We start from the raw sequence: 26,009 nt of genomic DNA, 5'->3' as shown, positions 1-26,009 counted from the left end.
GCTAGCGGGCGCAGCCCGAGATCGTCAGACCGAAACTTGCCTCGTTGATCGCGTAGTCCATCATGTTGCTGTCGTGCACGGTCGACGGAAAAACACGCCAGTTCGCGAACGACGGCGACTTGATTTTCACGCGCTGCAATCGCCCGTTCGCATCGAGATGCACGGCATAGAGAATCGTGCCACGCGCCGACTCCGACCATCCCAGTCCCTCGGCGCCTGCCTGCGGGATGCATGCGGCGGATAGCGGGCCGTTTGGCAGGCCTCTGGCAATGGCCTCGTCGACGAGCGCCATACTCGCGCGCAGCTCGGCGATGCGAACCCTCATCCGCGCGGCCGCATCGCCCTCCTGCGCCACCGCCACCTCGGGTTGTAGCGTGCGATAAGCGGCATACGGATGATCCCGCCGCAGATCGCGATCGACGCCCGAGGCCCGCTCGACCGGTCCCGTCGCGCCCTGGTCGAAGGCGAGTTGCTGGCTCAATGGCGCCGTGGAGATCAGGCGATCCAGGTGACTGGTGGTTCTTTCGATCAGCCCGATGTACTGGTCGATCTGCGGCTTCAATGCAGCCAGCCCTTCGCTCACGACCCGGAGATCGAGGTCGCGCCGCACGCCACCGGGCCACACGAGGCCGCGCAGAAAACGGCTGCTGCTGGCGCGCCCGTTGATCTGCTTGGCCCGCTCTTCAAGCAGTTTGCCCTGCGCCTCGCCCACCTTCAGCGTGGTCGTATGGCAGAGGTGGCCCAGGTAGTGAAGATGGTTGTAGATGCGTTCGAGTTCCGCCGCTATCAGCCGGATCCACCGGGCCCGTTCGGGTATTTCGCATTCCGTAGCATCCTCGATGGCCTGCGCATAGGCGATCGTGTGCGCCACGCTGTCGATCCCCGTCACCCGTTCCGCCAGCAACGCGGCCGAGCCGGCGTCCATGCCCTCGAACTGCTTCTCCATGCCCCGATGCTTGAGAAACAGATTCGGGTGATAGTGCAGGATCCCTTCGCCCAGATAGTAGAAAATGAATTGTGCGGACTCCAGCACATCGGCCCGCACCGGCCCGAAGGGCAGCAGCTGGACGTGCTTGCCCGATACCGTCGGCAGCGACGGCGCGGGCAGTTTCGCGGCAATGCTCTCGCCCTGTGCGCCGGCTGGCTCCAGCGGGCCCCGGTCGGTGCGCGGCAGGAATGCCGTGAGCAGCCGTTCGGGCTCCGGGTGGCCCGAAAACGCGACGCCGCTCATTTCCATGACTTCGCGCTCGTGCCAGCCCAGCAGCGGACTGATGGCCGCGAGACTCGGCACCGGGCGTCCGTTCACCGGGACGCGCCAGCCGCGGAACGTCTCCTGACCCGGCAACGTGGCAACGTAGCGAAGCTCCGCCTCAGTCGCAGACGGGAACCACGCATACACGCCCTGAAAACGCCCGCCGGCCGCTATCAATTCCTGCGCGCGGGCCGCGAGTTCCGCTACCGGCAGCGTGACGTATTCGCAGTTCCTCATCGCGCGCCCCCGACGAGATCCGCGGCGACCACCTCGAAATACCGCCACAATGCCTGCGGCCACCAGATCCCGAGCACGAAGACGGGCAGGAGTGCCAACCACATGGGCAAGGTCATCCACGGGCTGACCTCGACGCCGTGGGTGACGGGCGGCGCAGCGGCTATCGGCGTGCGGGTGTCGAAGTACATGGTCCGGAAGTGATTGAGGAAGCCGATGAAGATCACGATCAGGAGCAGCAGCAGCACAATCACAGCCCAGGCGTTGGGCGTGGCGAACCCCGCGCGCATCAGCGCCAGTTCGCTCAGGAACAGGCCAAACGGCGGCGCGCCCGTGATCGCGACCGCCCCCGCGATCCACAGCGCACCCGTGACCGGAAAGCGCGACCAGACGCCCCGGATCGCATCGATGTCCTTGGTTCCATATACGCGCATCACGTTGCCCGCGCCGAAGAACATGAGCGACTTGTTCAGCGAATGGTTGAGCATGTGATAGAGCACTGCGGCGATGGCGAGCGGGCCGCCGAAGCCGAAGCCGAGCGCCAGCACGCCCATGTGCTCGACGCTCGAATACGCCATGAGCCGCTTGATGCCCTGCTGCCGCACGATGAACAGCGCGGCGACGAACAGCGAGAAGGCGCCGAATGCAACGAGCGCGGTCCGCGGCAACAGGGAGCCGCTCGCGGCATCGGTAATCGTCAGAAAGCGGGCGACGCCGAGCATCGCCGTGTTCAAAAGCGCCCCGGAGAGCATGGCCGATACGGGCGCAGGGCCTTCACTGTGGGCATCGGGCAGCCACGTGTGCATGGGCGCGAGGCCCGCCTTCGTCCCGTAACCGACCAGCACGAGCAGAAAGGCCATCTGCGTGAGCGCCGGGCTCATGCGGGGCGCCGCGCGACGCAGGGTGTCCCAGGTCATGTCGTAGGTGGGCCCGAGCACGAGGCTGCCCGCCCAGTAGAAAAGCACCGTGCCGAGCAGCGCGAGGCTGATGCCCGCCGACACCACGATGATGTATTTCCACGCCGCCTCGATCGCTTCCTGCCCTCGCTCGAAGCCCACGAGGAAGGTGCTCACGAGCGTCGTCAGCTCGATGGCGATCCAGTAGACGCCGATGTTGTTCATCAGCGGCCCGCAGATCATCGTGGCGGCGAACAGCGCAAACAGCGCGTAGAAGCCGGGCAGGCGCGCTTCCTCCTCCTTCAGCAGGCGCATGTAGCCGACGGCGTAGATCGAGGCCAGGCAGTAGACCACGCACGTGCACACGAGCGTCCAGGCGCCGAGCGCATCGAACAGCACGTAGCCGTTGACGAAGGTCCTGGCGCCATCGACATGGATGACGAGCACGATGGAAGCAACGAGGCACACGATGGCCGCCACGAGGTTGGCGTACTCGGCCACGCGCCCATGCTGGCTGGCACCGGCAATCACGGCGGAGAGCACCGGGGCGACGACAACGAGAACGAGCCACGCTTCGATCATGATCACCCCACCAGGCGCCGCAGCTCGCGGCTGCTCGTACTGCCCACATGGGCAACCAGATAACGGACGAGTACCCCGAAGCTCACCACGATGACGAGCAGGTCGAACAGCAGAACCAGTTCGATCAGGAGCGGCATGCCGGGCACCAGGATCTGCGAGCCCAGAAAGATGCCGTTCTCGAGCACCAGCAGGCCCAGCACCTGACTGATCGCCTCCTGCCGCACGGCGAGCATCAGAAAGCCGATGAGCTTCATCGAGAGCATGACCGTCAGCGCGAGCACCACCACGGTGCCGCCGAGGCCCAGCGAGTTGCCCAGATGATTCGAGACCACGAAGGCGAAGAGCACCAGCAGCGCGCCGAGCACGAGGCACGAACTCGGCTGCAGCGTGACGTGCAGTTCCCGTTCGACGGACAGGCGCGCCATGATCCGCCAGATCAGGTACGGCAGGACCAGCCCGCGAAAGAAGGCCGTGAGCACTGCGACGAAATAGAGCTCGTGGTAGTTGCCGTAATAGCCCACGGTTCCGGACAGAATCGCGATCAGCCAGGATTCCGCCGTGAAGGCCAGCAGGTAATCCTTGAGCCAGCGCGAACCGAGCATCACGAACGCAAGCAGCAGACTGCCGATCGCGAGCAGGCTGAACAGCGAAGCCGCCAGAGGACTCAGGTGGGCAAGAAGCATCGGGTCACCGTAGCTGGTTGGCGGCAATCGCGAGCACCGCGAGCATGAACGAGGCGGCGAGCGGCTCCTGATAGCGGAAAAAGCGCAGACGCGACTGCGCCGTCTCGACGAACACGATCACCAGCGCCACCAAGAGCATCCGCGCGAACAATCCCGCTGCGGCGCCGAGCGCGCCGAATGCCGTGCCATGCTGTGAAAGCCCCCACGGCAAGGTGAGCACGTTGCAGAAGATCGTGAAGAGGATGAACTGCTTCATCATCGACGCCCACTTCAGCAGTGCCAGCAGTGGGCCCGAATATTCGAGGATGCGCGCCTCCTCGATCATGTAGACCTCGATATGCGTGCTCGAATGAATCGGCAGGCGGTCGGTTTCGACAAGCAGCAGCACGAAGAAGGCGAACACGAGAAAGAGATGTGCAGGACTCCAGTACACCGAAGGTTGCTGGACCAGCAGATGATTGACGACGAACGGCAGCATCGACCTGGCGAGCAGCGTGATCCCCACGAGCACGAGGATCAGCGTCGGCTCCGCCAGGATGCCGAGCATCACCGAACGGCTCGACCCGATGCCGCCATAGGCGCTCCCCGAGTCGAGGCCCGCCAGAACGATGGCAAAGGAACCCAAGGTGAGAATGAGGCCGCCGCCCAGGATGTCCCCCATATCGGAGAGTGGCAGCGGGAAATCAGTGAGGACCGGAATCAGGATGGGCACCGTCATCATGCAGGTGAACGCCACAACGGGCGCGCACCAGAAGATCCACGACGCGGTGTCGGGCACCACGATCTGCTTGAGGAAAAGCTTGCGCAGATCCCGGTAGGGCTGGAAGATCCCGGGCCCGCGTCCGCGCTGGATGCGCTCCTCCCACTGCAGGATCACGCCCTGCAGCAGCGGCGACAGCAGGAGCACGGTGACCACCTGGGCGATCTGGAGCAGGACGTCGCGCGCGCTCATGGCCGCGCTCCGGCCCGTCCTGGGGCACGGGCGTCGACTTCCGGCATGCCGCGCACGCATGCAGGCCACGCCTGCCAGGACCGCATGGCGCCGCAAAGGTCAACGCAACAGGGAATTCGCCATGAATACTCGCTGGTGCATCCCATATTCTTCGCTTTTTTCTGGCATTGACATGCCCGGGATGCTCGTGAATGCGAGCCGGCCAAATATGCCTACCGGCCCCGGCTTCCGGGGACTGGCAGGCATCATTAGCCGCGTGGAGGACGACGCGGCGGTTAAGGGAGGATGCCATCTCCGCAAACAACAGTATCGAGTATAGGAGACACATCGATACATGCAAGCCTGCACACTTTGGCTAGTGCGGCTAGTGCGGCCGCCGGTGAAACAGAGAAAAATGCTTGCCTGCGCTTTCATGGCCCTCGCCGCCGAGCAAGCCGAACTCCACCGGCGAACGGGTATAGAAAACATGCACGTGCTCGGCTTTCACCGCGTCGAGCATCCGCTCGGCCTCGTCTTCCGTGACGGCCAGGATGATCTGCACCGGCTGGTCGTCGAGCCTGAGCATGTGCGCGGCGTGATGCGCCCCCGCATGTCCCGTGCCCTCTGCGCAATTGATGACCGTGGCGCCATGAATGCCGAGTTGCTTCGCTTCATGGAGCAGCCAGTCGGTGACCGTATGATGACCGTGGCGGCGATTCTGCTCGGTGTAAAAAGTCAACTGGTAGCCGTTCATGTCTGCCTCCTTCAAACGACACCACGATACCGTCACGACGACAGCGCCAGGGACCGGCGGTCCCACAAGCCATTCTAGTGCATGACGAAACGGCTCGCGCATGCTGCAACGCGGCGAAACGTGCGGCGCCGGACCAATGGACGCCGGGCATGGTCGAGCATGGCCTTCAAGAGTCCTTATAAACCGAATCGATGGCTCAGCACCGGGGGACGCGCTTCAACCGGTCGCGAGCAATCCGCCTCTTCGTCCTCCGACATGGCGCGCCGACGATCAACGCCGCCGCTGGAATGCCTCGCGCCCCGCATAGTGTGCGCGTTCGCCAAGACTGGCCTCGATGGTCAACAGCCGGTTGTATTTGGCGACGCGCTCGCCCCTCGCCGGCGCCCCGGCCTTGATCTGGCCGCAGTTCAGCGCGACGGCCAGATCCGCAATGCTGGTGTCCTCCGTCTCGCCGGACCGGTGCGCCACCATGCACGCATAGCCCGCCGCAAGCGCCATGCGCGCGGTGTTCAGCGTCTCCGTGACGGTGCCCACCTGGTTGGGCTTGATGACGACACAGTTGCAGCACCGCTGCGCAATGCCCTTCACGAGAAAGGACCGGTTGCTGACGAACAGGTCGTCGCCGGCAATCTGCATCCGCTCGCCGAGCTCGCGCGTCAATTCGGCGTAGCCATCCCAGTCCTTGTCCATCAGCGGATCCTCGATGGAGACGAGCGGATAGCGCTCGCCCCACTCGCGGCAGAGACCCGTCATCTCCTCCATCGACAGGCTGCGCCCCTCCAGCGCCAGCCGATAACGGCCGTCGTGCCAGAGATGGGTCGCCGCGAAGTCGAGAGCCAGCGCGATGTCTTCACCGGGCCGGTATCCCGCGCGCTCGATCGCCTGCATCATCAGGTCGAGCGCGGCGCCATTCGATGAGAGCACCGGCACGAAACCGCCCTCGTCGCCCACATTGGTCGCGGCGTGGCGCTCGACCAGCAACTCACGCAGCGCATGACGCGTTTCCACGCCATAGCGGAGCGCCTCGCGAAACGTCGGCGCGCCGAGTGGCACCAGCATGAACTCCTGCAGATCGGGGCCGCCTTGGCCGTGGATGCCGCCGTCGAGCACGTTGAGCATCGGCGTGGGCAGCACGTGCGCTTCGTCGCCGCCGAGATACCGGAACAGCGGAAGGCGGCAGGCCTGCGCCGCCACGCGCGCGCACGCGAGCGACACGCCCAGCGTCGCATTGGCGCCAAGCCGCCTTTTCGAATCCGTCCCGTCGAGCTCGATCAGCGTGGCGTCGATGCGCCACTGGTCGTCGGCAAGCAGCCCCATAAGCGCAGGGCCAATCAGCTCATTGACGTTCCTGACCGCCTTCAGGACGCCGTTGCCGCCATAGCGGCGCCGGTCGCCATCGCGCAGCTCGACGGCCTCGGCCTCCCCCGTCGAAGCCCCCGAGGGCACCGTGGCGCTGGCAAGCGATCCGTCTTCGAGCACGACCGTCACCTGCACGGTCGGATTGCCCCGCGAATCCAGCACCTCTTCTCCCATCACGCGCACGATCGATGCGGTCGCGGCCATCTCCTCGCTCTCCCTTCATCCTGTCGCGACGATGCCGCCGCTAGCTACGCCGAAGCTGACGAAACGCGGCACGCCCCGCGAAACGGGCGTCGTCGCCGAGCATTCGCTCGATGGCCAGCAGCCGGTTGTACTTCGCGACGCGCTCGCCGCGCGCCGGCGCGCCCGACTTGATCTGGCCGCAGCCCAGCGCGACCGCGAGATCGGCAATGCTCGTATCCTCGGTCTCGCCGGACCGGTGCGAGACGAGACAGGTATATCCCGCGGAGAAGGCGAGCTGCGCCGTGTCCAGCGTCTCCGTCACCGTGCCGATCTGGTTCAGCTTGATCAGAATGCTGTTACAGCAGTGCTCGTCGATGCCCCGCTGCAGGAACTTACGGTTCGTCACGAACAGGTCGTCGCCCACGATCTGCACGCGGCTGCCCAGCTCGCGCGTCAACGCGGCGAAGCCTTCCCAGTCGTTGTCCGCAAGCGGATCTTCGAGCGACACCAGCGGATAGCGGTTCACCCAGTCGGCCCAGTACGCGATCATTTCCGTGGACGTGAGCACCCGGCTGTCCCGCGTCAGGTGATAGCGGCCATCCTCGTAGAAAGAACTCGCCGCGGGATCGATACCGATCGCGATGTCTTCCCCCGGCCGGTAGCCGGCTCGCTCGATCGCCCGCACGATGAGCTCCATCGCCGCCGCATTCGAAGGTAGTTGGGGCACGTAGCCGCCTTCATCGCCCACGTTCGTCGATGCGCCGGCATCGGCGAGCACGGCGCCGAGTGCGTGATAGGTCTCCGCGCCATAGCGCAGCGCCTCGCGAAACGTCGGCGCGCCAAGCGGCACGAGCTTGAACTCCTGAACGTCCGGGCCCTGATGGCCATGCTTGCCGCCATTGAGCACGTTGAACATCGGGACCGGCAGCAGATGGGCGTTCGTGCCGCCAAGATAGCGGAACAACGGCAAGCCGCTTGCGATCGCCCCGGCCTTCGCACAGGCGAGCGACGCGCCCAGGATCGCATTAGCCCCCAGCACCGCCTTGTTCTCGGAGCCATCGAGCTCGATCAGCTTCTCGTCGATGCGCCGCTGGTCGTCCACGCTCATGCCCGCGAGTGCCCCCGCGATCTCCTCTTTCACGTGCCCGACTGCGGAAAGCACGCCCTTGCCGCCGTAGCGCCGGGGATCTCCGTCGCGCAACTCGACCGCTTCGAACTCCCCCGTCGACGCCCCCGAAGGCACCGCGGCGCTGGCCGTGATGCCATTGCGGAGCGTGACGGTAACCTCGACGGTCGGGTTGCCTCGCGAATCGAGAATTTCATCGGCCAGTATCGTGTCGATCACTGCGTGGTTGCTCATTGCGGCTCCCGTTGATTCTGCATTCGCAAGCGGCGGCCGCGCGTTCGTCGCACACGGCCACCTCGATGTGGGAAATGGACGGATTCAGGGGTGCGCGTCGTGGAATGCGGCAACCGCGCTGCGGATCGCCTGATACGCGGCGTCGATATTGGCCCATCCCTCGAACTGCACCCACTTGCCCGGTTCGAGCTTCTTGTAGTTCTCGAAGAAGAACTGGATCTGGTTCAGCGTGTATTCGCCCACGTGCTCCAGCTCCGTGATCGCGCGCGTCGAGGGGCAAACGCCATCGGTCGGGACCGCGATCACCTTTTCGTCCGGGCCCGCCTGGTCCGTCATGTTCATCAGGCCGACGGGGCGGCAGGTAATCAGCGAAAGCCGCTCGAGCGGAAACGGCGCGATGACGATGATGTCGAGCGGATCGCCGTCCCTCGCGAGCGTTCGCGGGATGAATCCGTAATTCGCGGGATAGCGCATTCCCGCGCTCATGATCCGGTCGACCCTCAGGAGTCCGAGACGTTTATCGGCCTCGTATTTCACCGGCTCGCTCTGGGCGGGAATTTCGATAACGGCGTTGACTTCCACGGGCACGTTATCGCCCGGGGGAATGGCGTTGAAATCCATCACTGGCCTCCCACTGTGCCCAGGGTATCGAATTCGATTGGCGCGCGTGTATAGAAAAGGCGAATGCCGCTGTCCCGGAGCCGGGCCAGCATCGCATCGATCTTTTCATCCCCGGCGATCAGCGTGACCGCGACTGGTTGGTCGGCAAGCTCGAAGAAGCGTGCAGCGTGGTATCTGCCTTTGGCATCCACGCCCTCGGCAACTTCGACCACGGTTGCGCCGACGATACCAGTCTGCTTCGCTTCGTCGAGCAGCCATTCGACCACCGTCATGTGCTTCACACGGTGGCTCTGGTTCGCCGCGTACAGGGTAAGCTGGCTCCCCTTCATGGGCGCCTCCGCACGAACGGCCCGATTGCCACATCGAGGGAACATGAGCGCACGCGCTCACCGCGCTCCATATGGCGCGGAAAAAGAACTGATCGCATGAAAAGCCAGATTCGTAGAGTGAACCAATCTGGGCAGCAGGACGCTTTGGCAATGCCTACGACCTCCTGACCCAGGGACCGTAGGCATCATTAGCCGGGCAAAGCCGGCGGTTGGTTAAGGAGGAATGCCATCTCCTTTTCGCGCAGTGTAGCACGCACGATTCGCACCTGCCACTGCCTGCGCCGCCGCCCCTCAAAACCCGATTGCGCAGCTTCGCGGCATTGTCTAGAGTGGAATACAGATCTACGGAGATGGCATTCTCCGCCAACCGCCGGCGCCGACCGGCTAATGATGCCTGCAGCCGTCCGGACATCGGGTCGCGCTGTTGCGCATGTCTTGTCTTCCCCTGCTCCGATGGCACGGGCAATCGCCGGATTGCGCCGTGGCGGACCCGATTGTCCGCAGCGGCGCGCAAGGAGAGACGGATGATCGTCATAGACATTCCGGGGTTTCGTACCCTGAACCTCGAGCATCTTGTCCTCGACTTCAATGGCACGCTTGCCGTCGATGGACGTTTGCTCGACGGCGTCGAGTCGCGTCTTGCGGCGCTCGCCAATGAACTGAACCTTCACGTGGTCACGGGCAACACCTACGGCGATGCGCGCGAGCATCTGCGCAATTGCCCCGTGGAAATCGCCTGCCTGCCCGCCAACGGCCAGGCGCTCGCCAAGGGCGATTACGTACGACGGCTGGGTCCGGACGGGGTTGCAGCAATGGGCAATGGACGCAACGACGCGCTCATGCTCGAACAGGCGGCGCTGGGTATCGTCGTGCTCGGCACCGAAGGGCTTGCCACCGGCGCACTGCAAGCCGCCGACGTTGTCGTGCGCCATGCGGTCGACGGCCTGGGACTGCTGCTGCGTCCGAAGCGGTTGATCGCAACGCTGCGCAGCTAACCTGGGAAACCTGGGCGGTCGGTTTTGCTGGTTGCGAGCGCACGCTGGAGCGTGTCCACATGAATGCGGAGCTTCAGAAGAAATGCGGCGTAGTCCTTTTCGAACGCGGGATCTAGCGCGCCAAAACCCGAGAGGCGCGACGGCGACATTTCCTCTAGCGCAATGCCGACGAATTGCAGCGAGACCGATAGCGCATGGATCGCGTCGATCTGCTCTCCGTCGATATCGATTCCCCAAAGCGCCGCCGCCCGATTGATCTCCTCGCTGATACCTTCAAGGAAACGCTCGACATCGTGCAGCTTTTCTCCATCCGGGCGGTGCAGATAATTGAGGCGAACGCGGTTGCTTCCCGCCGGCTCACTTATCTCGCGCATCTTTTCAAGCAGTTCGAGCAGATGCCAGAAATGCCCTCGCAACGCACGCCGCGTGTTCTCCGATGGTCCCGCCATTTTTACGCCTCCCCGGTCCTTGGACACAGTGTAGGACAACTTAGATATCGTTTCGGGCGCTCCGTTGCCAATTCGGCATGCCGTCATTAAAATGAACCTGTGTTGCGGGAGATGGCATACCTCCTCAAACCGCCGGCCTTGCCCGGCTAATGATGCCTACGGTTCCTGGTCGGGAGCTGCTGGGTCATCGCCATGCCCCTGTCCAGGTTTTGTGCCCCGTTTCGCTTACCGGACAGCGCATCGTGCCCGTCCCCACTGGTCTTGTTTCGCAGCCTTCTTCCGCGCTGGCGCTATCCGACGGCGAGGTGGATTTTCTCTGGTGGTTTATCCAGGGCAGCATCATGGACGCGGACGTGCGAGCGCGCCTCTACGCGCATTGGGGCATGTGCGCGCGACATGCGCTGGCTTTTTTCTGCGTAGAGGCGGCGTTTCGTCCGCATCTGATCCATGGCAGCACCATTCTGTATAACGAACTGATGCGGCGCGCGGCACACCTGATGGACGGTCATGGTCTGTACAGCGTGGCGCCGGCGGGCATGACACGGCACCGGTTGCGTCCTTCCGGCCCATGCCACATGTGCAGCCTCGGCTATGGCCCCGCGTCATCGGGTAACGCTCCACCGGAGCGGCTTGCGCAAGGCCGCGATCTCGCCAATGCACGCGCGTTCGCAAGTGAAAATCGCGATGGATGGCTGCCTCATATCTGCGGTCAATGCGCTGGAAACGGCAGCGGCGTCCTTTGCCGACCTCACCTGATCGCAGCGATGGAGCACGATGGTGCGACGGTCCTGCGCCACCATGGCGAGACCGTATCGCGCATCGCCGGGCATCTCGGGCGCTTCGAGCATGCGTTTCGCTGGGACAGCCGCGGAACCGACACCGCCGAGGACCGCGGCGCGCTCATCGCGGCCATTGGCTGGTGCAGCGGCTGGGGCGAAATTCTGCGGACCCTCCCTCCCGAATAAGCGAAGAGATCGCCATGCCGCACAACGATAAAGCTCGCGCCTTCCCCGCCGCCTATTCCCGGCGCGTAGGGGAGGCTTTCGTTCGCATCGATGCCTGCCTTACCGATGCGCTGCACTATCTCCAGCCGGTCGTGCAGCAGTCGCCGTTCCCGTCGCGCGTCGCCGATGCCGTGCCGGTCCAGCATCAGCTCATGCTCAACGAGCTGGAACTGATTCGGGCGGCCATGAAGACCATCAGCGCACGTCACCGGATTTCACTGCCCGCGCCCAGTACGAGCGCCATCGAATCGTGCAGGCTCCGTATCAGCGAAGCGATGCTCGCGCTATCGGAACTGGACCCGCGCACCGCGAGCGCAGCAAGCAGCATGGCAAGCGCTCAAGATCTGAGCGAAGACGTCGAGGAGGATGCTTGCCGGCTCGTCGGTCATCTGATGACCTTGCTCGATGCGCTGCAAGGCTCGCTCTCCCGCGATATCGACATGGGCGTACAGCAGGAAAAACCGGTTGCCTCGCCTGCTCTCGGCGGCCCGCAATACGCTTCGAGCAACGCACCACCTCACCCGCTGGTGGCCGAACTCGAACGCATTACCGTGGCGCACGGCCTCGGCGATCTTCACCGCCGCAGCATCGACTTCGCGCGGCATTACGGGTCGGACGATATCGTCGTCGGCATGTTCGGCGCCGTGAGCGCCGGAAAATCCTCGCTGCTCAACAGCCTGCTGGGCAGCGCGCTGCTTCCAGTCGCCGCGTTGCCGACCACGGCCATGCCGGTCGAGATCCGGCACGGCAAAGTCGAACGCGGCACCGTCGAATTCGTCGCGGCGAAGACCGAGCTCATCGATCGCGCACGCATCGCCGAATTCGTCGACGCGCATTCGAATCCCGAGAACATCAAGGGCATAACGCGGATCGTATTCGAAACGCCGGCTCCGCTACTTTCCGGCGGCATTACCCTCATCGACACCCCGGGCATCGACTGGGAAGAATGGGACATTGCGCAGGGCAGCCCGCCGGCCGCGCCCTGGTGCGATATCGCGGTCGTGCTCATTTCCGCGGCGGCGCCGCTCACGTTGCGCGAGGCCGCGCTCGTGCGCCAGCTCTGCAGCCGTGGCGCACGCGTTGCCGTGCTCGTCACGAAGATCGATCTCGTGGGCGCCGACGACCGGTGGCGAATCTACGAGCACGTCGTGCGCGGCCTCTGGAAAAGCACCCACCTCGACGTTCCCGTCTATCTGGTCAGCACGCGGGAGGAAGACCCGCCGTGGCGACGCGCCTGGATCGACGGGCCCTTTGCCGATACGCTCGCACAGTGCCGCGAACAAAAAACGGAGATGCGTCAGCGCCAGCTTGCCACCTTGCGTCGCGACGTGCTCGACGCGCTCCAGCTCCGCCTGATGTGGCACGCGCCCGAAACCCATGCGGGCGCGCATCTGGACGACGCCCTGCGCGCCCTGCTTGCAAGCCGCGAGGCGATTGAAGCGGCCCTGCATTCGCAGCCGGACCCCGCGATTACGGTCGAACGCACCATGAACAGTCTCATGGGTGAAATTGCCCACAACGCTGCCGCGCTATGGTCGGAGACGCACGATATGTCCTTCGACGCCACCCGGCTGGTCGAGCTTGCCGCGAATGCACGCGCCCTTTCGTTTTCGGGCGCGGCAATGCGAACGGTCGAAACACTCCATGCGAGAGCGAGCGTCGCCTTGCATCATCTGGCCGACACGCTGGGGTTGCGTCGGCTCGTCCCGCCCTTGCCGGTCTCGTTCATCGCACCATCCTTCATTCTTCAGGATACCTTGCCAAGTACGATGCTGCCGCGATCATGGGGACGCGTATTCGGGCGCTGGGGATTCTGGTTCGGCGCACGCAGCGCCCTGGAGGCCAGCGCGTCTGTGCAAATCGTCGAACGTTCGCTCTGCGCGTATCTGGAGCTGCTGGAGGCATGGAAGCAGCGCGCGCTGGTCGCATTGATTCAAACGCTCACGGAACATATCGAGCGGCTCCAGGCAGAGCATGGCCCGGGCGACTCCGCCATGCAGCACGCCGTGCAAAACCTGCGGGACGATATCGCGCGTCTCCGGTCTGCCGAATTCAGCGACTCGTCCGGGAAATGAAGCCGCTCTGGCGACCGTATGGAATGAACGGCCGTTAGCGCGGCGACGCGCCATCCATGTCTGTGGCCCTCATACAAGCCTGTCCTTCAAAGATCGGGTTGTAAAGATCCAGGCCAAAGCTCGTCGACCTCGGCAGTCCCTCATTCAACCGGAACGCGTCGCTCCCGTTCTCCGTGCGGTCGGCACGCAGGAAGAGCACGTCGTCCCTGCCAATGAAAGAGCGCGTAAAGTCGTACATATGGGACACGTAGATTACCGTGACGCCCTCTTCCAGCAACGCACCCGTCACCTGCCGGGCGATTTCCGCCCCTTCCCGCTCGTTCGTCGCGGCAAACGATTCGTTGAAAAGAACGAGTGCTCCGCGCCGGATATGATCGGCCATGGCGCCCAGGCGCGCGAGTTCCTCGTCGAATTTGCCACTTTCCATTGCGCGATCCTCTTCGCGCTTGAAATGCGTGAACAGACCCGTATGCGGCGCAGACGAAAAATGCGTGGCGGTCACAAACATGCCGGCATGCAATAAAAGCTGTGCGAGGCCGACGCTGCGCAGAAAAGTCGATTTTCCGCCCCGATTGACGCCCGTGACAATGACCAGCGGCTTGCCCTCCGCGTTGACGTCATTGCCCGCCGCGCACGCATTCATGGCAAGCGCCAGGCACACGTCCGTCAGCCCCCGGCATCTGAAACCCCGACTGCCCGGTTGCAGTTCGGGCCAGGTCACGTTCTCTCCAATCGCTGCCAGCCGGTCGTGGAGGTTCAGGCAGGAAACATAAAATGCAAGCTCGGTGCGAAGCGCCTTGAGAAAGCCGAGCACATGATGCGCGGAATTCCATAGCGCCTCGGAGATGAGCGCGAGCCCGCGGTCCTGGAGTTCACCAAAAGCCTGCGCACCGGAAAGATCGCGGGGATCCAGCCTGAACGTGAAGCTCCGCGGGCCGGGGGTCAGCGTGCGCAGCGCCACGTTCAGGTCACGGGGCTGCGGCACCCGCAGGCTCACGTCTTTTGCCTTGCCGCCATTGCCCACGTGCGCACTGAGCAGAACGCCCGCGCGAAACCGCAGATGATCCAGATCGCGGCTGGCGGCCTGAAGATAGTCGTCGTCGAGGTTGCGCTCCAGCGTCTCGAACATACGGATGAAGCCCGGAGACGAAAAATTCGCCGCGTTGAGGCGGCACGCATCGCGTATCCTCCGCAGCAGCGACAGACTGCTTCGAAGCGTCCTGACCGAACTCGAAACCCGCGCCGAGGTTTGTCCGCCATAGAGTCCGAAGTTCCAGCTCTGGTCCCGCCCGAACGGCTCGCATGCCAGGGCGTACAGCGCTCTCACGAACGCGGCGTTTTTCACGCAGTCCCGCAACACCTCCTGCCGGTGGACGATCGTCCGCGCATCGTTGTCCCAGGCACTCGACAACGCCGCGGAAAACACCTCGGACAGGTAGCGGTCGTCGCCGCAGGCGGCGTCCAGCAGAATGCCCAGACCGAGGTCCGTTGCGAACCGGTTCAGCGTTTCGGGCGGCGCGTTCCGCGGCACGAAATCACGCTCGGGATGCAGCAGGAGCACTTTCATGAGCGGATTCTCGCGCGCAGTCGCTCGTAGGTGACGCCATGCTTTTGCGCCAGCGAAAGGGCATAGGCCAGACCGTCGGCGGGGCGGCGCTCGATCCTGAACGTCCGCCTGGCCGGATCATCGCGCGCCACGGCCGTAACCATGCTCACGATCTTCGGATCGAGCGCGGCAAGCGTATCGATGAACGACACGCATACGCCCAGAACATCGCCGGCGAGCAGCTTTTGCAGTATCCGGGTGCTGAGCAGGATCTGGTCCTCCAGGCTGGTCGCATTGAAGACTTCGTTGAGAATGACGACGCTCTGCGCCGTCATCGCCGTACAGGTCGCCTTGAGCCGGATGAGTTCGTCCTCGAGCTTGCTGCGCAGACGCGCGACGTCCTCGGCACGCTCGAAATGCGTGTAGATCCGGTCGGCGAGAAAGAGCTGTGCCTGAACGCCCGGGACGGGGCAGCCCAGGCCCGCGAGAAAATGCAGTTGCCCGACCATGCGGGCAAAGGTTGTCTTGCCACCCTGGTTGGGACCGGAGACGAGCAGGATCCTTTCGTGCCCGCGCAGATAAAAATCGTTCGACACGACCGACTCGTTTCGGGCTGCCAGCTTGTGCGCGAGTGCGAGGTCAAAAGCGCCGGTGGCGCAAACGTCCTTGCAGGTGGCGGAAACCGTCGGGTAACAAAAAGGCAGTCCCCGCTTCCTGAGCGGCGCAATATACGCGAGGTAGGCGATGAAGAACCCGAGTTCGCGCTCGACCGTGGCAAGAACGTCATCGATAAAATTCGTATGGCGTCCGACATAATCGCTGAGCGGCTGGAACGACGCAGGAAACAGGTCGGCGGCGAACGACAGGATCACCTCCTCGATATGATTCAGCCCGTAGTCGTTAAAGCGCCGTTCCGGCGCCGCGGGTGCCTCATACTCGCTGAATCGCTCGAAGCGATCGTTCACACGTTGTGTGTAGTCCTCCTCTTCCGCGTAGCGGCGAACCGTGACCTTGTCCTTTCGAAACAGCATTCCGTACGCGACGCCCGACAAGGCGGCCTCGACCCCGGCCGTCTCCTGCTTCAATGCGCTGAAACGGACCGACGCCAGGTAGCGTTCGAGATAGCTGCGCAGAGCGCAAAGGCCGGGGGAGCCGAGCGGCACGGAGGCCAGGCGCTGATGGAGATTCACGACGGCCGAGCAATACAGCGATCGCGCCTCCAGCACGACCATCTGCCGATGGCGAAGCGCGAACGTTCTGGCTGCGTAATCAAGGGCGAGACGCACCCGTCGCATGTCCTCGCAGAACGAAGTCACGACAGGCAGCACATCCGGCCTGTCGACGTCACGAAATATCGAGAGCCGGTACCGGACCACCTCCTCGTCCGGGTAGCGACTGTAAAAGTATGGCCGCAATATCGCCTCGTCTTGCCGGGCCACGATGGCATCGACGACCTGGTCGAGGTTCAGATCCGTGAAGCAGTCCGGCTGCGTGCCTGTGTCACGGCGGATGGCCTCCCTCGTCCAGGGAAACATCAGGCTGGAGAACCGCCCTGCACTGCCGGACCGGGCAACAGCACGTGACGACACATCAGTTTCGGTAACCATCCACGCGGCCTCGCTCATCGATGCGGCACGTGCGCGACCAGGGCTATTCGTCAGCATCCCGGCCACGTCCGCCATCCTGTACCAGGCTCAGGGTTCGTCCACCCCTGACAAGGCTCCCTGGGATTGCACGCCTCCTTCCGCTTCGTCCCGCGACTCGCCGAAGATCTGCTGATACAGGTCCTGGCCAAAGCTCGTCTGCAGTGGCTCGGCCTCCATCAGCCTGAACGTGCGGACGCCATCGTCGCGGCGTTCGGCGCGCAAGAACATCTTCGGGTACGGGTCCTCGTCGTAAAGACCTTTTGCCAACGTAAAAAGGTGCGTCACGAGAACGACCTTCACGTGATACCCAAGCAGCGCATCGACGATCTGCCGGCCAATGTCCGAACCCTCGCGCTCGTTGGTCGACGCAAACGATTCGTTCGACAGGAACAGGCCGTTTTCTACCATATGATCGACGACCTCGCTCATGCGCTTGAGCTCCTCATCGAACTTGCCGCCATGCATGGTGGCGTCTTCCTCGCGCTTGTAATGCGTGAAGATCGCTCGCGCAATATTGGCCTCGAACTCCGCGGCGCCGACGAAGATCCCCGCCTGCAGCAGTATCTGGGCGATCCCGATGCTGCGCAGAAAGGTCGATTTCCCGCCCTGGTTCGCGCCGGTGATCACGATGAGATCCTTGCCGTTCGCATCGGCATCGTTCGCGACGGGCGCCTGCTCCATGCGCAAGGCGAGGCTCACGTCGTAAAGCTGCCGATAGCGGTGCCTGCGCTCCGCCACGGTGTGCGGTGTCGGAATGCAGAGCGGCATCCCACGGCGCAGCAACTCGTTGCGCAGATTCAGGCAGCCGAGATAAAAACCCAGCTCGGCCCGCAGCATGAAGAAGAAACTCTTGATGTGGTCGGCCGATTGGGCGAGCGCGTTCGCCACATGATTGATGCCTCGTGATTCGAGCTCGCTGATTGCCCGCGCGCCGTTTTCGTCCCGGTCCGGAATATGAAACGTCCGCGATGGCGGCCCTTTCGCAAGCAGGCGCTTGAACAGGTTGGGGTCCTTTTCATGGGGCTTCCTGAGCACGTAGTGCGCGCCCTTGTTCCCGTGGCCGGGATGCGCGCTGATCAGCACGCCATGACTAAATTTCAGCTCTTTGAGACAGCGGGTGATCGTCACGAAATAGTGATCGGTCAATTCCTCGCGGATCATCGCGTAGAAGCGTCTAAAGCCCGCCGACTGGAACTGCTCGACGTTGTCGTCGGCCACGCGGCGCAGCTTTCCCAGTACGCCCAGCATCGACTGAATCAGATCGCGCGCGCCATGCAGGACGCTGCTCGCCGAAGCACTCATCGCCCAATAGAAGCTCTTTCGCTCGACTTCCAGCGCCTCGACCGCAATCGCATAGAGCTGCCTCACGACCTGCTCGTGCTCGATGCAATCCTTGAGCACTGCCTGGCGATACAGAATTTCGTCGACGTCGCTCAGACTCAGCGGAACGACTTTCCTCACCGTGTCATAGAGATATTCGTCGCCGGCGGCCATGGCCTGATAAAGCGTGTTCAGCTCCAGATCCTGGTTGAGGGTCCGTTCGTTCCAGAATTCGTCGCGACGCCACGGAAAATCACTCGCGTCATAGAGTAGCCAGGCTTTCATGATGCGAGGCGCTCCTTGAGACGTTCAGCCGTGAGCCCGTATTGCTCGGCCACCGAAAGCGCATAGGCGCGCCCATCGGCCGGGCGCCGGCGCACCCGGAAGGTTCGAACCGAGGGATTGTCGGGGTTGATCTCGCTGACCATGCTCACGGTCTGGGGCCCGAGCCGCGCGAGTTCCTCGATGAACGTCACGCAGACGCACAGCGCGTCGAGCGCCATGATTTCGCCGATGATCCGGCGGCAGAGAAACAGCGCGTCGGCGAGCGTGGTCGAGCTGAAGATTTCGTTCATCAGAATGATGCTGCGCGGCGTAGACGCTCGCAGGATGGCGTGCATTCGCATCAGGTCGTCCTGGAGCTTGCCGCGCAGGTCGAGGGTGTTCTCCTCGCGCTCGAAGTGCGCATAGAGCCGATCGTAAAGAAAGAGATGCGAGTTGCGTCCAGGAACCGGGCAGCCCAGTTTGGCGAGAAAGTGGAGTTGACCGAATGTTCGGGCGAACGTGGTCTTGCCGCCATTATTGGGCCCGGAAACCACGAAGATCCGCTCCGGCCCCTCGAGATAAAGGTCGTTGCACACCACGGCGATCTTGTCCGCACAGAGCTTGTGGGCCAGCACGAGGTCGAACGTGCCCTCACAGCGTACGGCCTTCGTCGTGCCCGACACCACCGGATAGCTGAACGGCAGCCCCGAGTCACGACACAACTGGATATAGCTGCGCCAAGCGACATAAAACTGAATCTCTCGATCGAAGGCCGCAATCGTTGTGTCGATAAAGTCCGCATGGCGAGAGCAAAACGCATCCAGCAGATAGAACGGCTGCGGATTGAGCTCGGCAACGAAGTCGAGTATATGCGCCTCGACGTGATTCATCTCGGGCCAGTCTTTCTGCTCGACGCTGTGGTCCTTGACCTCGCCCTGCTTGAAGCGTTCGAAGATTTCCAGAACGTAAGTCCCGTAGTCCTCCTCATCATCATAGTTGAGAACGGTGACGGCGCTTCCGTCGAGATGAATGCAATAGCGCACCGCAGCCAGCGCGTCCCGAACTTCGTCGATGTCGCGGCAGAGTTGCACAAAAGGCTCCGAACCGGCATACCCGGTGAGCCACGCGCTGAAGGCGCTCAATCCCCTGGACGGTGGCTTCGCCGCGCGAAGCGCTTCGCAAAAGGCCTGCACGCCCTTGCCATAGCGCGACGTCGCTTCGAGGAACCACCACTGCTTCTGCCGTGGGTAATAGAGCCGCTGCGCCTCGCCCAGACATGCTCGGGTTTTCCGCATGGCAAGAGCGAACGCCTGAATGGCCAGCAACAGCTCGGAATCGTCGACGTCCTGCATGACTTCGTGCCGATAGATCACGGCGCTTTCGCGGTTCAGCTCCGTGTGAAAAAACGGCGTGAGCCGGTATTCGTCGAACCCGCGCGTCGCTTCGCTCACAAACTGGTCGAGATTGAGATCGCCGAAAAAGTCCGGCTCGCTAACGTCACCAGACGGCGGGCCGTCCTCGGGTGTCTCGAAGAGGATGCTATGGAATGCCATTTTTATCCCTTGTCTACCGCTCGCAGGCGCGGTCAACGCGCGCAAGACTGCCTCCAGCTAGCCTGATTAGCCGGAACGGGGATGGGGATCTGGGAAACGCCGCAATCGCGGCACAGACATGACGAGGGGTAACGCGGTTTGCGCGCACGCCTACATGCCTGTTCCCAGGCCTGTAGGCATCATTAGCCCCGCGGGGCGGTTTTAGGGAGGAATGCCATCTCCCGCATGCAGTTTACGCTGACGCAGCCGGGCTTACAAGTGTCGCCGGAAGTATGTACTTCAGGGGGCGAACTCGGATGGCCGCCGATAGATGCCGCAACTTCCGCGCCCGCCTCCACCTTGGGCGCACGATACAACATCATCGGGCGACGATCATGCAAACCGCCGAAGCCGTTGCCACGAGTTTGTCGTCCTGCCAGAGTTCGCCGTTGACGTTGCATACGCCGCGCCCGCGCCGCACCAGCGTCGCGCGGCCCAGCAGGCGGCCAGGCTTCGCCGGCCGCAAGAACGCCGCATTCAGGCTCAGTGTGGCGCAATGCTCCCCGTCCGCCACCGTCGAGCTGACGAGCGTGGCCGTCACGTCGTCGAGCATCGCGCAAAGCATACCGCCCTGCACGTTGCCCGCGGGATTGAGGAACGACGGCGCGCCGGCATAGACGATTTCGAGTGCGCTCTCGTCGAACGAAAGGAACTCGCCGCCGAGCGTCGTCGTGATGGGTGGCGCGCCATCGTCGCTTCCGTATATGCGCCTGCGAATCTCGCTATCGTCGATTGTCATGATTCGATTGTTTTATCTAGATCGTTGTGTACACATCTTTCTATTTGCCGCAAAACGCTGGCTTGCGCTTCTCTTTCCAGGCGAGCGCACCTTCGCGCAGGTCCTGCGAGGCATCCGCCTCCGCGACGTCGCGGCTGAACTCGTGTTCGTCGAAGCGTCCCCCCGCAATCCGGTTCAGGTGCTTCTTCATGCCGAGCAGCGCGAGCGGCGCCATGCCGGCCAGCTCGGCGCTGAGCCGTTCGACCTCCGCATGCAGGGCTTCGGGCGCGACGACCGTATCGAGAAAGCCGCATGCGTGCATCTGCGCGGCGTCGAGCGTGGCGGCCGAGAGCAGCAGTTTCCTGGCCATGTTCAGCCCGAGCCGCGACACATAGCGCTGCATGCCGCCGCGATAGAACAGCAAGCCAAGGCGCGCGGCCGGCACGAACATCTGGCTCGTCTGCACGCCGATACGAAAGTCGCACGCGAGCGCGAGATCGGTCGCGCCGCCATAAACGCCGCCGTTGATCGCGGCGATCGTCACGGGGCGCGCCGCTTCGAGTTCGTTCGCGAGCGCCTCGAAGCTCGCCCCCGCGTTGCCGTCCGCCACGTTGCCGATATTGAATCCGGAGCAGAAATGGCGCCCCTCGCCGTAGAGCCGCAGCACGAGCACTTCGCGCCGCGCGTTCACTTCGCGGATGAATCGGCGCAGCGTGACGAGGTCCTCGGGGTCCAGCCGGTTCGCCACTTCGGGGCGGCGCAGCGTGATGGTCGCTATGGCGCCGACCACGGCGAGCGCCGGCGCCTCGCCCGGTGAGCACGTAGGATTGTCAGTCATCGTGGGGCTCAGTGGAAATCGTAGATCTGCATGGTACTCTCGCCGGCCTCGATGCGTTTGCAGATCGCGGCTTCGTCGGCTTCGCGCTGCGCCGCCTTCGCGACCACGTCCGCCGCGCGCTCACGCGGGATGGCAACCACGCCGTCGCGGTCGCCGACGATCAGATCGCCCGCGCTCACCGTCACGTTGCCAATCATCACCGGCTCGTTGATCCAGCCGATCGCGCCATAGTCCTTGCCCGTGCCGCGAATCGAGAGCCCACGCGAAAACACCGGGAAACCGATCGATTCGAGCAGGTCCGCGTCGCGCACGGCGCCGTCGATCACGAGCCCCGCGAGCCCGCGCACCTTCGCCGCCGTCGTCATGACTTCGCCCCAATAGCCGTGCTCGTAGACACCGCTCGTGTAGACCACGAGCACGTCGCCGGGCTGCGCGAGCACGAGGGCGCGATGCAGCCAGAGGTTGTCGCCGCCCGGCGAGTGCACGGTAACCGCCGTCCCGCAGATCCTGAAGCCCGGCGCCACCGCCTTGATCGCCGAGGGCAGTGCCCCGATCTTGCCGCCGGCTTCGTGCAGCGTCGCCGCGGGCAGGCTGCGCGCCGTCTCGACGATTTGAGCGTTCACGCGTTCGATGGCAGTCCGAATCGTCGTCGCCGAATCGTGCTCTTTCATGCCGTTTGCTCCCGCGTCTGAAGTTGGTGGTACTTGAACTGCTTGCGCGCCTCGTCCAGGCGCATGCCGCCGCGGCACGCCGCGCGAATCGCCTCCTCCGCATGGTGGATCGCCTCCGCCGCGTCGAGCACAGCGTCTTCGTGCTCGCGCGGAATCACGATCACGCCATCGGCGTCGCCGCGCAGAATATCGCCGGGCTGCACGCGCGCCTCGCCGATATTGACGGGCACCTGCGTCGCCTCGACCTGCACGCGGTCCTTGCCGGTGCGCATCCAGTGGTCGCGGCTGAACACGGGATAGCCGAGCTTCAGGCACAGCGCGACGTCGCGGCAAATGCCGTTGATCACCGTGCCCGCCAGGCCGCGCCGGTGCGCGATCTCGGTGAGGATGTCGCCCCAGACGGTCGCGTCTTCGCGTCCGCCGTTATCGAGCACGACCACGGCGCCGGGCGGCACGTCGTCGATATAGTCGCCCACCGTGCCGGGCGGATTCGCGGCCGGCCCGTACTTGAGCGTCCAGGCGCGGCCCGCGAGGCGGAAGTCGGTGCTGCGCGCCTTGATGCGGTAGCACTGGCCATTGATGCCGAGCTTGTCGAGCGCATCGGAAAGCGTGGCGGTGTCGAGCTTGCCTGCGCGCTCGACGTTGCGGTTGTCGTGGGTGTTCATGGTGTCTCGTGATGGGCGTGGATGGGGATGGGCTCAGGCGAGCATGTGTTCGTAGTTGCCGCCCATGACCTTGCCGACCGGCGTGCCGCCGAGAATCGCCTTGGCCATGGCGGCCTCTTTCGCGACGATCGTTTCGGCGGTGTCGAGCACGACGCCGATATCGGCCGCGCGGATGAAGATCACGGCGCTGTTGTCGGCCACGACGTAGTCGCCCGCCTCCACCCGCAACTCGCCGATCTGCACCGGCACGTGGGTGCCTTTCTCCACCACGCGGCCGCGCGCCGTGCGCGCCGTGGTCGCGCGGCTGAATACGGGCAGTTCGTAGGCGATGGCTTCGTCGATATCGCGCACGGGGCCATCGGCCACCACGCCCGCGACCTGGCGCACTTTCGCGGCGAGCGAAAGCAGGCCGCCCCAGCAGCCCGCTTCCACGCCGCTGCGCTGCTCGACCACGATCACGCTGTCCGCGTCGGCCTGCTCGACGGCGGTGCAGCCCAGGTGGACGGGTGGTCCGGGCGGCGCCTCGCCGGTGCCGAGCTTGACCGTGATCGCACGGCCCGCGATGCGGCCCGCGCCCGAGCGTTGCGGCAGTCCGCTCACGACACCGGACAGCCTGAGTTTGTCGAGCGCGTCCGAGACGGCGCAGCAATCGAGCCGGCGCAGACGCTGTACGTTTTGATCAGCCATGCTGTTACCTTGTGTAGTATTCCGAAATTAATGTGCGTCGATGGTTCGCGCAGAATGAAGCCCGATCAGACCATCAGGCCAGCGTGCGCCACGCAGCGAAACAGAGCCCCGTGCCCGTGAGCGCGGGGCTACGGTAGCCCGGCGTGTACGACACCCATTCGAGATCGAGCGACTTGACCGCCTCCACGGCGATGATCCAGTTACGAATTTCCGAGCTACCCGCCTGCAGTTGCTTCGGATCGAGCGCGGCGAGCCACGCGCTATCCTTGCGGCGAATCGCTTCGATAATGCCGTTGTCGAGTTCCTCGTCCACCACGAAGTGCGAGAGACCGCCCGAGGCGAGCACGCCCACGCGCAGGTCCTCGGGATACGCCTCGATCAGCTCGCCCAGCGCGGCGCCCAACTGGATGCAGCGGCGCGGCGTGGGCTGGTTGGGCGGATCGAAGGTGTTCACGATCAAGGGAATGACGGGCAAGTCGAGGCCCTGCAAATAACGCCGATGAACGAACGAGAACGCATGACCCTCATACTGCCCGCGTTCGAGACCATCCATGGCCGCGATGTCGAAATCGCGCTCGCAAAGCTCGCCAATCATCCAGCGCGCCATCACCGACTTGACGGGATAGTGCACGTCGGCATCGGGCTCCTGGCGCATCGTGCGGGCGCGCGCATACCAGCTGTCGTTCGGCCCGGTCTCGCGCTTCGCATTGCGGATCGTCTCGCCGTAGTAGATCGCGAACGCCGGATTGTTCGTGGTTCTGAATAATTCGGTCTGGTCGTCGCCTACCACGATCAGCACGTCGAGCTTCGCCGCGCGAATGCGCTCGCGCAGCTCGTCCATCGCGGCTTCGGCCTGGTCATAGCGCTCGCCCATTTTCCCGGGCGTGACCATTTCCCCGGAGTTGGCCGGTGCGCGTTCGAGCAGCGCGTCATAGCTCACGCGATCGCCGGCCTTGTCGTAGTAATGCGGATTTTTCGGGTCGACCGCGCGAAAACCATGCTGCCAGTCTTCGCGCTGCGACACCAGCATGATGCTGTGCGACGAGCCGAATGCGGCTACGAGACGTGCCATTTTCTCTCCTTCCATGCGTTGTTGCTTCGCGCCGCGCTCAAACCACGAACGCCGCGCGCCATTGTTCGATCTGCTCGTCCGCGTAGCCGAGCTCGCGCAGAATCGCCTGGGTGTGCTCGCCCCGCTCGGGCGCAAGACGCGGTGACGCCTCGCGTGGATAGCGCGAAAGCCGGAACGGCTGGCCGACGAACGACACCTGGCCCTTACCCGGCAATTCGACGGGCCAGGCCATGCCGAGATGCTTGACCTGCGGGTCCTCGAACACCTCGTCGATGCGGTGGATCGGCCCGCAAGGCACGCCGGCCTTGATCAGAATGTCGGTCCATGCCTTCGTCGTGCGCGTCTTGAAGGCCTCGCCCACCGCGCGATTCACGGCCTCGCGGTTCGCCACGCGCGCGGGATCGGAGTCGAAGCCCGGCGCGCGTGCGAGATGATCTAGGCCGAGTGCCTCGCACAGCCGCGTCCACATCGTCTGGCCGATGGCGGCCAGATTCAGGTAGCCGTCCTGGGTTTCGAACACGCCCGTGGGCACCGTGAGCGGATGCTCGTTGCCCACCTGCTGCGGCACCTTCTTGTCCACGAGCCATTGCGCGGCCTGGAAGTCGAGCATCGCGAGCTGCGCTTCGAGCAGCGACGTCTGCACCCACTGCCCCTCGCCCGACGCCTCGCGCTCGAGCAGCGCGGTGAGAATCGCCATGGCGCAGAAGTGGCCCGCGCAGAGGTCCGCGACCGGAATGCCCACGCGCATCGGGCCTTCGCCGGGCTTGCCGGTCACGCTCATCAAGCCGCCCATGCCCTGCGCGATGGAGTCGAAGCCCGGCCACTTCGCATAGGGCCCGTCCTGGCCGAAGCCCGAGATACTCGCATAGACGAGGCGCGGATTGACCGCGCGCAGCGCATCGGGGCCAATGCCCAGACGGTCCTTCACATCGGGGCGGAAGTTCTCGATGAACACATCGGCGCGCTGGACCAGCGCGTGAAGAATCTCGCGGCTCGCGGGGTCCTTCATGTTCAGCGTGAGGCTTTCCTTGTTGCGATGGAGGTTTTCGTAATCGGCGCGATTGTGGTCGCGCCCGCCGATCATGTCGTCGCCGCCCGGCGCACCGGGCGGAATCTCGATCTTGATGACGCGCGCGCCCATGTCGGCGAAAAGGCGCATCGCGGTCGGGCCGGCGCGCACGCGCGAGGCGTCGATGATCGTGAAGCGCGACAGCGCGCCTCTGCGCACGACTTTACGCGTGTCGTTGAGAATATCGTTGAGTTCGGCGGTCATGAGCGCGCTC

General features: G+C 64.1%; 24 protein-coding genes and 5 riboswitches. Of the genes, 3 read left to right on the top strand and 21 right to left on the bottom strand.

Translation table 11 applies throughout. The annotated features are described in order from the left end of the window. Window position 1: 1 nt before the first annotated feature. The 9 genes from U5775_RS29575 to U5775_RS29535 all read right to left on the bottom strand — a co-directional run bounded on the left by U5775_RS29575 (window position 2) and on the right by U5775_RS29535 (window position 9,184). On the bottom strand, window positions 2–1,489 hold the full coding sequence (locus U5775_RS29575; RefSeq protein WP_322061666.1) for an NADH-quinone oxidoreductase subunit C: 1,488 nt from the start codon (window positions 1,487–1,489) through the stop codon (window positions 2–4). Next, window positions 1,486–2,964 (bottom strand): proton-conducting transporter membrane subunit, encoded by a 1,479-nt coding sequence (locus tag U5775_RS29570; RefSeq protein WP_322061665.1) that lies wholly within the window; start codon window positions 2,962–2,964, stop codon window positions 1,486–1,488. Before U5775_RS29570 ends, U5775_RS29575 begins: the two co-directional genes overlap by 4 nt. A 2-nt stretch (window positions 2,965–2,966) precedes the next feature. After that, window positions 2,967–3,647, bottom strand: coding sequence for a hydrogenase (locus U5775_RS29565; RefSeq protein ID WP_322061664.1), 681 nt, complete (start codon window positions 3,645–3,647; stop codon window positions 2,967–2,969). Window positions 3,648–3,651: 4 nt separating this feature from the next. Further along, the gene (locus tag U5775_RS29560; RefSeq protein ID WP_322061663.1) at window positions 3,652–4,599 is read right to left on the bottom strand and encodes a respiratory chain complex I subunit 1 family protein; all 948 of its coding nucleotides are present in this window, start codon (window positions 4,597–4,599) and stop codon (window positions 3,652–3,654) included. 232 nt (window positions 4,600–4,831) lie between these two features. Beyond that, a riboswitch (Fluoride riboswitch) is annotated at window positions 4,832–4,904 on the bottom strand. A gap of 59 nt (window positions 4,905–4,963) precedes the next feature. After that, the gene (locus U5775_RS29555; RefSeq protein WP_322061662.1) at window positions 4,964–5,332 is read right to left on the bottom strand and encodes a DUF190 domain-containing protein; all 369 of its coding nucleotides are present in this window, start codon (window positions 5,330–5,332) and stop codon (window positions 4,964–4,966) included. Between the two features lie 270 nt (window positions 5,333–5,602). Further along, window positions 5,603–6,895, bottom strand: coding sequence for a phosphopyruvate hydratase (gene eno / locus U5775_RS29550; protein ID WP_322061661.1), 1,293 nt, complete (start codon window positions 6,893–6,895; stop codon window positions 5,603–5,605). Window positions 6,896–6,935: 40 nt separating this feature from the next. Further along, window positions 6,936–8,234, bottom strand: a complete 1,299-nt coding sequence (gene eno / locus U5775_RS29545; protein ID WP_322061660.1) for a phosphopyruvate hydratase — start codon at window positions 8,232–8,234, stop codon at window positions 6,936–6,938. Window positions 8,235–8,318: 84 nt separating this feature from the next. Further along, entirely contained in the window at window positions 8,319–8,855 is a 537-nt protein-coding gene (gene ppa, locus U5775_RS29540; protein WP_322061659.1) for an inorganic diphosphatase, read from the bottom strand. Next, a complete protein-coding gene (locus U5775_RS29535; RefSeq protein WP_322061658.1) occupies window positions 8,855–9,184 on the bottom strand; it encodes a DUF190 domain-containing protein in 330 nt (109 codons plus the stop codon). The genes ppa and U5775_RS29535 overlap by 1 nt, the downstream gene beginning before the upstream one ends. 172 nt (window positions 9,185–9,356) lie before the next feature. Continuing rightward, a riboswitch (Fluoride riboswitch) is annotated at window positions 9,357–9,427 on the bottom strand. A 94-nt stretch (window positions 9,428–9,521) separates the two neighbouring features. Then, window positions 9,522–9,588, top strand: a riboswitch (Fluoride riboswitch). Window positions 9,589–9,708: 120 nt separating this feature from the next. Here U5775_RS29535 and U5775_RS29530 point away from each other — a divergent pair. Next, the gene (locus tag U5775_RS29530; protein WP_322061657.1) at window positions 9,709–10,179 is read left to right on the top strand and encodes a hypothetical protein; all 471 of its coding nucleotides are present in this window, start codon (window positions 9,709–9,711) and stop codon (window positions 10,177–10,179) included. On the opposite strand, the gene U5775_RS29525 is transcribed toward U5775_RS29530, so the two are convergent. Next, window positions 10,176–10,667: a hypothetical protein gene (locus U5775_RS29525; protein WP_322061656.1), complete on the bottom strand. Its 492-nt coding sequence runs from the start codon at window positions 10,665–10,667 to the stop codon at window positions 10,176–10,178. The genes U5775_RS29530 and U5775_RS29525 overlap by 4 nt on opposite strands. Before the next feature lie 59 nt (window positions 10,668–10,726). After that, window positions 10,727–10,794, top strand: a riboswitch (Fluoride riboswitch). Between U5775_RS29525 and U5775_RS29520 the strand changes: the two genes are divergently transcribed. After that, on the top strand, window positions 10,778–11,593 hold the full coding sequence (locus tag U5775_RS29520; RefSeq protein ID WP_322061655.1) for a hypothetical protein: 816 nt from the start codon (window positions 10,778–10,780) through the stop codon (window positions 11,591–11,593). It overlaps the preceding riboswitch by 17 nt. 14 nt (window positions 11,594–11,607) lie before the next feature. Then, entirely contained in the window at window positions 11,608–13,707 is a 2,100-nt protein-coding gene (locus tag U5775_RS29515; RefSeq protein WP_322061696.1) for a dynamin family protein, read from the top strand. Window positions 13,708–13,741: 34 nt separating this feature from the next. Here U5775_RS29515 and U5775_RS29510 read toward each other — a convergent pair whose 3' ends face one another. The 11 genes from U5775_RS29510 to U5775_RS29460 all read right to left on the bottom strand — a co-directional run bounded on the left by U5775_RS29510 (window position 13,742) and on the right by U5775_RS29460 (window position 25,999). Next, on the bottom strand, window positions 13,742–15,274 hold the full coding sequence (locus U5775_RS29510) for a MutS-related protein (RefSeq protein ID WP_322061654.1): 1,533 nt from the start codon (window positions 15,272–15,274) through the stop codon (window positions 13,742–13,744). After that, window positions 15,271–16,917 (bottom strand): MutS-related protein, encoded by a 1,647-nt coding sequence (locus U5775_RS29505; RefSeq protein WP_322061695.1) that lies wholly within the window; start codon window positions 16,915–16,917, stop codon window positions 15,271–15,273. The genes U5775_RS29510 and U5775_RS29505 overlap by 4 nt, the downstream gene beginning before the upstream one ends. Before the next feature lie 30 nt (window positions 16,918–16,947). Continuing rightward, window positions 16,948–18,504, bottom strand: a complete 1,557-nt coding sequence (locus tag U5775_RS29500; RefSeq protein WP_322061653.1) for a MutS-related protein — start codon at window positions 18,502–18,504, stop codon at window positions 16,948–16,950. Beyond that, the gene (locus U5775_RS29495; RefSeq protein ID WP_322061652.1) at window positions 18,501–20,081 is read right to left on the bottom strand and encodes a MutS-related protein; all 1,581 of its coding nucleotides are present in this window, start codon (window positions 20,079–20,081) and stop codon (window positions 18,501–18,503) included. Before U5775_RS29495 ends, U5775_RS29500 begins: the two co-directional genes overlap by 4 nt. A 121-nt stretch (window positions 20,082–20,202) precedes the next feature. Beyond that, window positions 20,203–20,267: riboswitch (Fluoride riboswitch) on the bottom strand. 127 nt (window positions 20,268–20,394) lie between these two features. Next, complete coding sequence (locus tag U5775_RS29490; protein ID WP_322061651.1) at window positions 20,395–20,814, bottom strand: PaaI family thioesterase; 420 nt, start codon at window positions 20,812–20,814, stop codon at window positions 20,395–20,397. Between the two features lie 40 nt (window positions 20,815–20,854). After that, entirely contained in the window at window positions 20,855–21,631 is a 777-nt protein-coding gene (locus tag U5775_RS29485; RefSeq protein WP_322061650.1) for an enoyl-CoA hydratase/isomerase family protein, read from the bottom strand. A gap of 8 nt (window positions 21,632–21,639) precedes the next feature. Beyond that, window positions 21,640–22,302: a 4-carboxy-4-hydroxy-2-oxoadipate aldolase/oxaloacetate decarboxylase gene (locus U5775_RS29480; RefSeq protein ID WP_322061649.1), complete on the bottom strand. Its 663-nt coding sequence runs from the start codon at window positions 22,300–22,302 to the stop codon at window positions 21,640–21,642. Beyond that, window positions 22,299–22,967 (bottom strand): RraA family protein, encoded by a 669-nt coding sequence (locus tag U5775_RS29475; protein ID WP_322061648.1) that lies wholly within the window; start codon window positions 22,965–22,967, stop codon window positions 22,299–22,301. The genes U5775_RS29480 and U5775_RS29475 overlap by 4 nt, the downstream gene beginning before the upstream one ends. A gap of 33 nt (window positions 22,968–23,000) precedes the next feature. Then, the gene (locus U5775_RS29470; protein WP_322061647.1) at window positions 23,001–23,654 is read right to left on the bottom strand and encodes an RraA family protein; all 654 of its coding nucleotides are present in this window, start codon (window positions 23,652–23,654) and stop codon (window positions 23,001–23,003) included. 73 nt (window positions 23,655–23,727) lie between these two features. Beyond that, the gene (locus U5775_RS29465; protein ID WP_322061646.1) at window positions 23,728–24,726 is read right to left on the bottom strand and encodes a protocatechuate 3,4-dioxygenase; all 999 of its coding nucleotides are present in this window, start codon (window positions 24,724–24,726) and stop codon (window positions 23,728–23,730) included. Between the two features lie 37 nt (window positions 24,727–24,763). Then, window positions 24,764–25,999 (bottom strand): CoA transferase, encoded by a 1,236-nt coding sequence (locus U5775_RS29460; RefSeq protein WP_322061645.1) that lies wholly within the window; start codon window positions 25,997–25,999, stop codon window positions 24,764–24,766. Window positions 26,000–26,009 lie beyond the last annotated feature (10 nt).

The organism is Paraburkholderia sp. J63, from assembly GCF_905220245.1.
Classification (GTDB): Bacteria; Pseudomonadota; Gammaproteobacteria; order Burkholderiales; family Burkholderiaceae; genus Paraburkholderia.
The sequence above is the reverse complement of the archived record's forward strand: the minus strand, read 5'-3'. Positions and strand labels throughout refer to the sequence as shown.